At 67.5% G+C, this 9,814-nt stretch carries 9 protein-coding genes; 1 reads left to right on the plus strand and 8 read right to left on the minus strand.

Annotation, left to right across the window (positions count from 1 at the left end; translation table 11 throughout):
• From B2W70_RS12720 to B2W70_RS12755, 8 genes are all read right to left on the minus strand, one after another.
• A partial coding sequence (locus tag B2W70_RS12720; RefSeq protein WP_286746182.1) for a patatin-like phospholipase family protein occupies positions 1 to 2,775 on the minus strand: 2,775 nt, incomplete at its 3' end.
• 124 nt (positions 2,776 to 2,899) lie between these two features.
• Positions 2,900 to 3,547, minus strand: a complete 648-nt coding sequence (gene ureG, locus B2W70_RS12725; RefSeq protein WP_058087292.1) for an urease accessory protein UreG — start codon at positions 3,545 to 3,547, stop codon at positions 2,900 to 2,902.
• On the minus strand, positions 3,544 to 4,332 hold the full coding sequence (locus B2W70_RS12730) for an urease accessory protein UreF (protein WP_286746185.1): 789 nt from the start codon (positions 4,330 to 4,332) through the stop codon (positions 3,544 to 3,546). Before B2W70_RS12730 ends, ureG begins: the two co-directional genes overlap by 4 nt.
• Positions 4,333 to 4,349: 17 nt before the next feature.
• Positions 4,350 to 5,120: an urease accessory protein UreE gene (gene ureE, locus B2W70_RS12735; RefSeq protein ID WP_286746187.1), complete on the minus strand. Its 771-nt coding sequence runs from the start codon at positions 5,118 to 5,120 to the stop codon at positions 4,350 to 4,352.
• 15 nt (positions 5,121 to 5,135) lie between these two features.
• Positions 5,136 to 6,863: an urease subunit alpha gene (gene ureC / locus B2W70_RS12740; protein WP_286746189.1), complete on the minus strand. Its 1,728-nt coding sequence runs from the start codon at positions 6,861 to 6,863 to the stop codon at positions 5,136 to 5,138.
• 58 nt (positions 6,864 to 6,921) lie between these two features.
• The gene (locus tag B2W70_RS12745) at positions 6,922 to 7,227 is read right to left on the minus strand and encodes an urease subunit beta (protein ID WP_286746191.1); all 306 of its coding nucleotides are present in this window, start codon (positions 7,225 to 7,227) and stop codon (positions 6,922 to 6,924) included.
• Positions 7,227 to 7,406: a hypothetical protein gene (locus B2W70_RS12750; protein ID WP_286746193.1), complete on the minus strand. Its 180-nt coding sequence runs from the start codon at positions 7,404 to 7,406 to the stop codon at positions 7,227 to 7,229. Before B2W70_RS12750 ends, B2W70_RS12745 begins: the two co-directional genes overlap by 1 nt.
• A 93-nt stretch (positions 7,407 to 7,499) precedes the next feature.
• A complete protein-coding gene (locus B2W70_RS12755) occupies positions 7,500 to 7,802 on the minus strand; it encodes an urease subunit gamma (RefSeq protein ID WP_286746195.1) in 303 nt (100 codons plus the stop codon).
• Positions 7,803 to 7,886: 84 nt separating this feature from the next.
• Between B2W70_RS12755 and B2W70_RS12760 the strand changes: the two genes are divergently transcribed.
• Positions 7,887 to 9,814 (plus strand): purine-cytosine permease family protein (locus B2W70_RS12760; protein ID WP_414631065.1); only part of this gene is annotated, 1,928 nt, incomplete at its 3' end.

Raw genomic sequence — 9,814 nt, forward strand, 5'->3', positions numbered from 1 at the left:
CTGCCAGCCCGACAGCAGCAGCGTGCCCGATGCGCCCAGGCCCAGTGTGGTCTTGAGCGCTGCAGCGCGCGGGCCGCGGCGCCACAGGGGCTCGGGTGCCAGCTGTTGCGCCGCGACGGCGGGTTTGAGTCGAGCCGAGACCCGCACGGCGTGCCGCGCGCGGTGCCGCCAGCCGGGCAACTGGGCCAGCCAGGTCTCGGTCAGGGCCTGGCCGATGTCTTCGCCCAGGCGGTGGTAGCTCTCCCACTGGGCTTCGTCGAAGAACTGATCGGACGTGGCCTCGTGGGGGAAGCTGGGGTTGCGCTCGGCATAGGACAGCACGTCCACGTCCAGCGCGTTGTGCAGGTTGGGCTTGATGACCACCAAGGTGCCCTCAGGGCGACAGGTCTGGCCGGGCCGGTTCGGATCAGGGCGTTCACGGTAGCGGATGCGCGCCAGCAGCACGCCCCGGCTGGAGGTGTTGTCTCGCAGGTCCTCCGGGGACAGCACCGTCAGGTCGGCGCCGCAGAGGGTGAACAGTCGCGACGCCTCTTCGCGGGTGTAGAAGTCGATCTCGGCACCAAAGTCGATGCGCACCTTGCGCACGAGGTTCTCGAGGTCGCTGAACTGGAAGTGACGGTCGGAGCTGGCGTCGGACAGCAGGATGAAGTCGAGCTCGCGTTTGATCAGCGGGTACACGCCTGTGTTGTCGAAATGCCCCCCGTCTGAGACATACCACCATGGCCGCTCCTGCCCCATGAAGGTGGCCGTGGCCTCGCAGGTGAGCATCAGGGGCTTGGGGAACGCGTCCCAACCCAATTGACTGAGCCAGCGCAGCCCGGGTGTGCGGATCGGGCTGGCGATCCAGAACCCCAGTCGGATGCCCAGGAAATACAACAGCAGGGCCAGTCCACGCGAGGTGTAGGCGCCAGCGCCGGGCGATGCGGCCGCGCCCGAGATCGCCACCCACTGACCCACGGTGCCAGCCTGTTCGGCTGATGCATGGCGATGCACCTCGCTCGGCCCGACTTCCATGCCGCGCCAGCTGATGGTCAGCAGCGCGCCTTTGCGGTCGGCGTTGTAGAGGTTGCTGTCGCTGTCGCGGGTTTCGTTCAGGCAGGTGTTGATGAGGTGAATGGGCGCGCCTTGGTCCTCGGGGCGGTAGTGGGCCAGCAGGCCGTCGTCGCCTTCGACCACGTTGCGCACGCTGCGCTCACGCCCCAGTCCCAGCCAGGGCAGGCGTGCCGGGTTGCCGACGGCCAAATAGGCCCTTGTCAGCCGCGCGCGGTAGAAGGCGTGCAACGACGTGCTGTTGGGCATGTGGGTGTTGGTCGAGGTCAGGGCGATCCAGGCCACGCATGCCAGCAGCACCAGGATGGCACGCATCAGCGGTGGCGCATTGCTGATGGCCTCGATGCTGTCCGGTGCGAAGACCAGCCATTGCAAGGTCACCAGCCAGGCCATCACCAGACCGAGCAGGCCGAGGGCGCTGATCGCGCCCAGCAGCTTGGGCAGCCACTCCCGAGCGTGTCCTTCCGTGTCGGCAGCCAGTTGTTGCAAGGGTTGGGCAAAAGAGCGCAGCAGCAAAACGCCGACACCCCCGGCGCCGATGCCGCCCCACCAGGCGTTGCTGCCGGTCAGCAGCTCCTGCAACAACCACCAGCTGGCGGCGTCGAGCACGCCCAACGCCAGCAGCAGCGCTGCGGCCAACCCGACGCCATGGAGCGCTCGGGTCAACCAGTTGCGCAGGCGTGCCGCAGCCAGGGCGTGACCCCTTTTGCGCATGCGGGGGTGAACCAAGGCGGCCCAGCACAGGGCCTGACCCAGCAGCACCGAGCCAATCATCAGCGAGGTCACTGCGTAGGCGCTCGGGCCCTTGGCGTAGAGGCTGTCCAGCGCGGGGGCGCTGGCACCACGTTGCATCCACAGCACCACCGTGACCAGCGCGACCGCCATCAGCCACTGCAGGGCCTGCGCCAGCCTGGCTTGCCAGCTGTTCGCGTCAAGGCGAGGGGTGTCTCGTGTGAACCAGTAGCCTGCGATCAGGCCTGGCCCCACGGCCATGAGCAGTCCGGCCGACAGCGCCACCCAGGGCGAGTACCAGCCCTTCCACGCGCTCGAGAGCACCTGGGTGCTGTATTGCCACAGGTGTGGGGCGATCACCAGCAGGCCCCACATCAGGCAAAAGACCATGAACTCCAGGTGGATGGCCAGCAGCGCCCGCACGTAGGTGACCACGACGATGCCGATGTCGCGCGAGCCACCGGGGCTGAGGTAGCGGCCGTTGCGCCGCAGCCAACCCAGCACATTGCTGTCGTGGCCGGCCAGTGTTCGTTCGGCTTCGAGCATGCCGCAGTCGCCGCTCGGTGTGGGCTCGCCGTCGGCCTTGGCTGCCAGCCGCCCCAGCATGGCGGCCACGTAGCCACCGCCGGAAACGGACGAGAGGTAGTCGAAGCGGCCGAGCAGGCCTTGGCGGCTGAGCTGTTCAGAGGGGTGTTCGGTGCGTCCATTGCTGGACTGCGGCACTGCCGCTGGCGTGGCCGCGCGGCCGCCTTTGGCGAGCCCGCGCAGCAGCCCAAGCGAGAAGGTGGCGCTGCGCACGCCACCGCCTGACAGGGCCAATCCAACCAGGGGGATGGCGCGGTCAGGGCTGCTCGGGTCGGACTGAGCTTCGTTCAGCGTGGGGGCCACACGACGGCGCCGTCGGCCAATGGCCGCCAGTTCGTCCTTGAGCTGCGCAGCCCATGCGCCGCCCCCACCAGAGTCCGCTCCGGTGATGTCACCCTGCTTGTTCATCGCCGACGCTCCAGTCGATCAGACCGGGCGATCATGGCAAAGCACGGCTGCCTGGGCAATGGCCCGCAGCGGACCTAGGGATGCGCATCGCCAGCCGTGGCCTGGCAGCGAGCGCGCAGGCCGATCAGGCTGCGCGCAGCAGGCCCTTGGTCTCGATGAAGTCGATCACCTGGTCCAGGCCTGCCTTCGTCTTGAGGTTGGTCATCACGAAGGGGCGCGTGGGGCGCATGCGTTTCGTGTCCGACTCCATGATCTCGAGGTTGGCGCCCACGTGCGGGGCCAGGTCGGTCTTGTTGATGACGAACAGGTCGCTCTTGGTGATGCCGGGGCCGCCCTTGCGCGGGATCTTCTCGCCGGCGGCCACGTCGATCACGTAGATGGTCAGGTCGGACAGCTCGGGGCTGAAGGTGGCGGCCAGGTTGTCACCGCCGGACTCGATGAACACGATGTCGGCATTGGGGTACTTGGCCAGCATGCGGTCGACGGCTTCGAGGTTGATGGAGGCGTCTTCGCGGATGGCGGTGTGCGGGCAGCCGCCGGTTTCCACACCCATGATGCGGTCGGGGTCGAGCGCGCCGGCCACGGTCAGCAGGCGCTGGTCTTCCTTGGTGTAGATGTCGTTGGTGATGACGACGAGGTCGTGGTGCTCGCGCATGGTCTTGCAGAGCATTTCAAGCAGGGTGGTCTTGCCGGAGCCGACAGGGCCGCCCACGCCCACGCGCAGGGGGGGGAGCTTCTTGGTGCGGCCGGGGATGTTGTGCAGGTTGCTCATGATCGGAACAGGCGTGAGTACTGGGTTTCGTGCCGGCTGCTCAGGATGGCCAGCATGGGGGTGAAGGCCTGGCGCTGCGAGTCGGGCAGCGCCAAGGCGTGGTCGATGGCGTCTGGGATGGCGTGGATGAGCGCCTGCAGGATGCGCTGGCCTGCGCTTTGGCCCAGGGGCACGGCTTTGATGGCGGCTTGGACCATGTTTTCGGCCCAGCCGAAGGTGAAGCTCAGGAGGGCCTCACGCAGGGCGGCTTCGCTGTTGTTGTGGCCGCTGTTGTGAACTTTTGGGCTGGGCAGGCACCGGGCCACTGCCAGGGCGAAGGCCACGGGCCAGGTCGGTGCGGGGGGCAGGCGGGCGCAGTGTTGCAGGCGCGGGTCGGGTTCGGCCTCGGTGGCTTGCTCGGCGGCCAACGCGTGGGCGTCGCCGTTGCGCAGCCATTCCACGAGCGAGCGGCCCATCTGCTCGGTTTGCAGGCGCAGTTCGGCGGTTTCGCGGGTCTGCACGACCCAGTCGTTGAGTTCGCGCACGCGATCAAGGTCATGGCGCTGCCAGGCGGGCACGGCTCGGGCCACGACGGCCAGGTCGCTGCGCGCCACTGCCAGCTGGAGCTGGTCACGCAGCCATGCAGCGACGTCGGCCTCGGTGGTGACGATGCCGGCGTCGATGGCCGCTTCCAAACCTTCCGAGTAGCTGAACCCGCCAACGGGCAGGGCGGGCGAGGCCAGCCACATCAGTTGCAGGCGGGCCCCGGCGCTCAGCGGCGTGGGACGGGGGGCGATGCGGGGCATGGGCGGCGGTGGAGGCTTCAGTGATCGTGACCGTGCCCGTGGTCATGGCCGCAGCCGGGGCCATGAACGTGGGGCTTGGCTTCGGCCGGCTTGACAGCGATACCGATGGGCTTGCCTCGGGTCACAGGGGCGGCGGCGGCCGGTGCGGCATGGCCATGGCCATGGCCGTGGTCGTGGTCGTGTGAATGACCGTGGTTGCAGCCTGGGCCGTGCACGTGGCCGGGTGCGCCGTGAGGCGGGTTGGCTACCGGTGCGTGGCTGTGAGTGTGCTCCCCGTGCGCATGATCATGCCCATGGTGCGCATGGTGCCCATGGCCGTGTCCGCCGTGCCCGCCCGCCGCATACGCGCCACCCTCGGGCTCGAAGGCCACGGCCGCATCGCGCACCGTCAGGTGCATGGCTCGCAGCATGTCGGCCAGCACGTGGTCGGGCTCGATCTTCAGGTGGTCGGGTTGCAGCTCGATCTGCACGTGGCGGTTGCCCAGGTGGTAGGCGGCGCGCACGAGGTCAAAGGGCGTGCCGTGCTCGGCGCAAGGGGTGATGACCAACACTGGCTGCGGGGCTGCGATCACTCGGACCATCGAGCCGTCTTCGGCCACCAGCACGTCGCCACCGCGCACCAGGGTGCCACGGGGCAGGAAGACGCCCAGGGTGCGGCCTTGGCTGTCGGTGGCATCGAAACGGCTTTTCTGGCGCACGTCCCAATCGAGTTCGACCTGCGAGGCGCGCTTGAGCAGCACGGGGGCCAGGCCCTGGCCCTGGGGGAGGAGTTTGTTGACGATCAGCATGGCCGCCAGTGTGGCTCAGAACAGGAAGTACTTCTGCGCCATGGGCAACTCGGTGGCCGGCTCGCAGACCAGTAATTGGCCGTCGGCGCGGACCTGGTAGGTCTGGGCGTCGATCTCCATGGTGGGCATGTAGTTGTTGAGCACCATGTCCTTTTTCTTGACGCTGCGGTTGCCCCGCACGCCCGAGACCTGCTTTTTCAGGCCGTATTCCTGGTGCTTGCCGGCGGCGATGGCGGCCTGGCTCATGAAGGTGATCGACGAGCGTGACAGCGCGCCGCCGAAGCTGCCGAACATGGGCCGGTAGTGCACTGGTTGCGGCGTGGGGATGGAGGCGTTCGGGTCGCCCATGGCGGCCGCGGCGATGAAACCACCCTTCATGATGGTGCTGGGCTTGATGCCGAAGAAGGCCGGGCGCCAGATGACCAGGTCGGCCCATTTGCCCACCTCGATGCTGCCCACCTCGTGCGCAATGCCGTGCGAGAGCGCCGGGTTGATCGTGTACTTGGCGACGTAGCGCTTGACGCGGTTGTTGTCGTGTCGTGCGGTGTCACCCTGCAGGCTGCCGCGCTGCGCCTTCATCTTGTGCGCCGTCTGCCAGGTGCGGATGATGACCTCGCCCACGCGGCCCATGGCCTGCGAGTCGGAGCTGAACATGCTGATGGCGCCCAGGTCGTGCAGCACGTCTTCGGCGGCGATGGTCTCGCGGCGGATGCGGCTTTCGGCGAAGGCCAGGTCCTCGGCGATGGACGCGTCGAGGTGATGGCACACCATCAGCATGTCGAGGTGCTCGTCCACCGTGTTGACCGTGTAGGGCATGGTCGGGTTGGTGGACGAGGGCAGGAAGTTGGCCTCGCCGACCACGCGCATGATGTCCGGTGCGTGACCGCCGCCGGCGCCTTCGGTGTGGAAGGCGCACAGGGTGCGGCCCTTGGTCGCCGCCATGGTGTCTTCGACGAAGCCCGATTCGTTGAGCGTGTCGGAGTGGATGGAGACCTGGGTGTCGGTTTCTTCGGCCACGCTCAGGCAGCAGTCGATGGCCGAGGGCGTGGTGCCCCAGTCCTCGTGCAGCTTCAGGCCCACGACACCGGCGTCGATCTGCTGGCGCAGCGCCTGGGGCTGGCTGGCGTTGCCCTTGCCCAGGAAGCCGATGTTCATCGGGAAGGCCTCGGCGGCCTTGAGCATCAGCGCGATGTTGTCGGGGCCGGGCGTGCACGTGGTGGCGAAGGTGCCGGTGGCCGGGCCGGTGCCGCCGCCCATCATCGTGGTCACGCCGCTCATGAGCGCTTCTTCGATCTGCTGCGGGCAGATGAAGTGGATGTGCGTGTCGATGCCGCCAGCGGTGACGATCATGCCTTCGGCGGCGACGATCTCGGTGCCGGGGCCGATGACGATGTCCACACCCGGCTGCACGTCGGGGTTGCCGGCCTTACCGATCTTGAAGATGCGCCCGGCTTTGATGCCGATGTCGGCCTTGACGATGCCCCAGTGGTCGACGATCAGGGCGTTGGTGAGCACGCAGTCGCAGGCGTCCATGGGGCCGGGGCCGTTGGGGCGCTGACTCTGGCCCATGCCGTCGCGGATGGTCTTGCCGCCGCCGAACTTGACCTCTTCACCGTACCCGCCGGCGCGCAGCGTGTAGTCGTCTTCGACCTCGATGATCAGGTTGGTGTCGGCCAGGCGCAGGCGGTCACCCTTGGTGGGGCCGAACATCTCGGCATAGGCGCGGCGGGGGATGCTTGCCATCTGGGGAATTCCTTGTTTGCCTCGGGTGGGCGCTGCCTTGGGGGCAGGCCGGTGTGCGTCAGAGCGGGCCTTGCGTCAGGCCGCGGAAGCCGAAAACGATGCGATCACCCGCGTAATCGACCAGCTCCACCGTGCGCTGTTGACCGGGCTCGAAGCGCACGGCCGTGCCGGACGCGATGTTCAGGCGCATGCCTTGTGCGGCCGTGCGGTCGAAACTCAGCGCGGCGTTGGTCTCGGCGAAGTGGTAGTGCGAGCCGACCTGGATCGGGCGGTCGCCGCTGTTCTCCACCACCAGGGTGATCGTGCGGCGGCCGGCGTTGAGGACGATGTCCGGCCCGTCGGTGAGCAGTTCGCCGGGCGTCATCACTTGCCGCCCTTGAACCAGATGACGGCGCCGATCACGGCCGCGATGGCCACGAATCCGAGCACATCCGAGGCGTGCCAATGGGCGAAGCCGGGCATGCCGTGACCTTCGTGGGCCCAGGCGGGCAGGGCGGCGCTCACGGACGCCAGGAGCAGAGTCAGGGGGCGGATTTGCTTCATGGTGGTGCTGGATTCGATCGGGGTGATCCGGTGCGTGACTTCATTGGCTCGTTTGTGCGCCAAAAAGGTGCGATAACGAGCTTCGGGTAGCGTTCATGCAATGGGTTGGTGCACTGTCACCAACTTGGTGCCATCCGGGAAAGTGGCCTCGACCTGGATCTCGGGGATCAGTTCGGCCACGCCATCCATCACGTCGGCGCGGCTGAGCACGGTCTTGCCTTCGCTCATCAGCGCGGCCACGGCTTTGCCATCGCGGGCGCCTTCCATGATGGCGGCGGTGATCAGGGCCACGGCTTCCGGGTGGTTGAGCTTGAGGCCACGGGCCTTGCGCCGCTCTGCCAGCAGGGCGGCGGTGAAGATCAGCAGCTTGTCTTTCTCGCGGGGGGTGAGTTCCATGGTTTGGCTGTGGCGTGCAGGCCGAAAGACCGTCGGTGCGCACGGCACCGAACTTGCCTTGTCAAAGGGATTCAGACCCCCACCATGCAAGAGACAGACCACACCCGTCAAGCCCGATCGGCCTCAGAAAGCGGCGTGTCCCCCGAGGCCCGCCAGCGCGTCATCAAGGTGCGGCGCGACTACAACAGCTGGGTGGCCACCGAGACGCTGGAAGACTACGCCCTGCGCTTCACGCCGCGCTCGGCTCGTCGCTGGGGCAAGGCGGGCGTGGCCAACATGGCGTTCGGCGTCGCGTCTTTCCTGGTGCTGGAGGCGGTGGGTGCCACGCTGCTGGTCGACCATGGCTTCGTCAACGCCTTCTGGGCCATCCTGGCCACGGGGCTGATCATCTTGCTGGCGGGCTGGCCCATCAGCGTTTATGCCGCCCGGCATGGTGTCGACATGGACTTGCTGACCCGTGGCGCGGGTTTCGGTTACATCGGCTCGACCATCACCTCGCTCATCTACGCCTGCTTCACCTTCGTGTTCTTCGCCCTGGAAGCGGCGGTCATGGCCTACGCGCTGGAGCTGGCGTTCGACATCCCGCCGGTGTGGGGCTACCTGATCTCGGCCGGCGTGGTGGTGCCCCTGGTCACACACGGGGTCACCACCATCAGCCGCTTGCAGCTCATCACGCAGCCGATCTGGCTGCTGATGCTGGTGGTGCCTTTCGTGTACGTGTTCAACGCGCACCCGGGCATCTTGCAGGAGCTGGCCGGTTATGCGGGCCAGGACGGTCGACACGCGGGGTTCGACCTGATCGGCTTCGGCACCGCGCTGACGGTGGGCATCGCGCTGATCACGCAGATGGGCGAGCAGGCGGACTACCTTCGCTTCATGCCGGAGCCGCGTGACCGAAGCCGTGCGGAACGGGTCCGCTGGCGCGCAGCCGTTTTCATCGGCGGGCCGGGCTGGGTGATCCCCGGGGTGCTCAAGATGTTGGGCGGGGCTTTGCTGGCCTTCCTGGCCATTGGGTATTCCGTGCCGGTGGAGCAGGCGTTGGACCCGAACCAGATGTACCTCATCGCCTGGGAGAAGGTGTTCGCCAACCAGGGCTGGGCGATCGCGGCGGTGGCCGTGTTCGTGGTCATCTCGCAGCTCAAGATCAACGTGACCAACGCCTACGCCGGCTCGCTGGCGTGGTCGAACTTCTTCGCGCGGGTCACGCACAGCCACCCGGGGCGCGTGGTGTGGGTGGGCTTCAACGCCCTGATCGCGCTGATGCTGATGGAGCTCAACCTGTTCCAGGCGCTTGGCAAGGTGCTGGGCTTGTATGCCAACGTCGCGATCGCCTGGATCATGGCCGTGGTGGCCGACCTGGTGGTCAACAAGCCGATGGGCTGGTCGCCCAAAGGCATCGAGTTCAAGCGGGCGCACCTGTACGACATCAACCCGGTGGGCGTGGGTGCGATGGTGCTGGCCTCGCTGGTGTCGATCGTGGCGTATGTGGGCTGGATGGGCGAGCTGGCGCAGGCCTTCTCGGCCGTGATCGCGATGCTGGTGGCGTTCGTGACGTCGCCGCTGATCGCCTGGGCGACGCAGGGGCGCTACTACCTGGCGCGCAGCTCCGATTTGCCGCAAGTGGAGCCTGAGCCCTCGGTGGGGGCAGGGGGCGCATGCCAGCCTTCGCCGCTGGACGAGACCGGCCGCCCGCTGTCGCGCGTGATCCGGCTCAAGGCGCTGCACCGTTGCACGGTGTGCGAGCGCGAATACGAGGCCGAGGACGTGGCCAGCTGCCCGGCCTACCAGGGCTTCATCTGCTCGCTGTGCTGTGCGCTCGATGCGCGCTGCCAGGACCTTTGTAAACCCGAGGCGCGCTGGGCGGTGCAGTGGCGCGCGCTGGGGCAACGGGTGATGCCATTGGCTTTGTGGCGACGGCTCGACACCGAGCTGGGCCAGTTCCTGCTGATCATGGCGGTGCTGGCGCCGCTGCTGGCGGGGCTCTTTGGTCTGGTCTACCGCCAGCAGTTGCA

Origin of the sequence: Aquabacterium sp. UBA2148 (assembly GCF_002328915.1) — a bacterium.
GTDB lineage: Bacteria > Pseudomonadota > Gammaproteobacteria > Burkholderiales > Burkholderiaceae_C > Aquabacterium > Aquabacterium parvum.

Coding starts and splice junctions, on each gene's coding strand:
- ureG (WP_058087292.1), bottom strand. CDS start 3,547: ATGAGCAACCTGCACAACATCCCCGGCCGCACCAAGAAGCTCCCCCCC.
- ureC (WP_286746189.1), bottom strand. CDS start 6,863: ATGGCAAGCATCCCCCGCCGCGCCTATGCCGAGATGTTCGGCCCCACC.
- B2W70_RS12750 (WP_286746193.1), bottom strand. CDS start 7,406: ATGAAGCAAATCCGCCCCCTGACTCTGCTCCTGGCGTCCGTGAGCGCC.
- B2W70_RS12745 (WP_286746191.1), bottom strand. CDS start 7,227: ATGACGCCCGGCGAACTGCTCACCGACGGGCCGGACATCGTCCTCAAC.
- ureE (WP_286746187.1), bottom strand. CDS start 5,120: ATGCTGATCGTCAACAAACTCCTCCCCCAGGGCCAGGGCCTGGCCCCC.
- B2W70_RS12730 (WP_286746185.1), bottom strand. CDS start 4,332: ATGCCCCGCATCGCCCCCCGTCCCACGCCGCTGAGCGCCGGGGCCCGC.
- B2W70_RS12755 (WP_286746195.1), bottom strand. CDS start 7,802: ATGGAACTCACCCCCCGCGAGAAAGACAAGCTGCTGATCTTCACCGCC.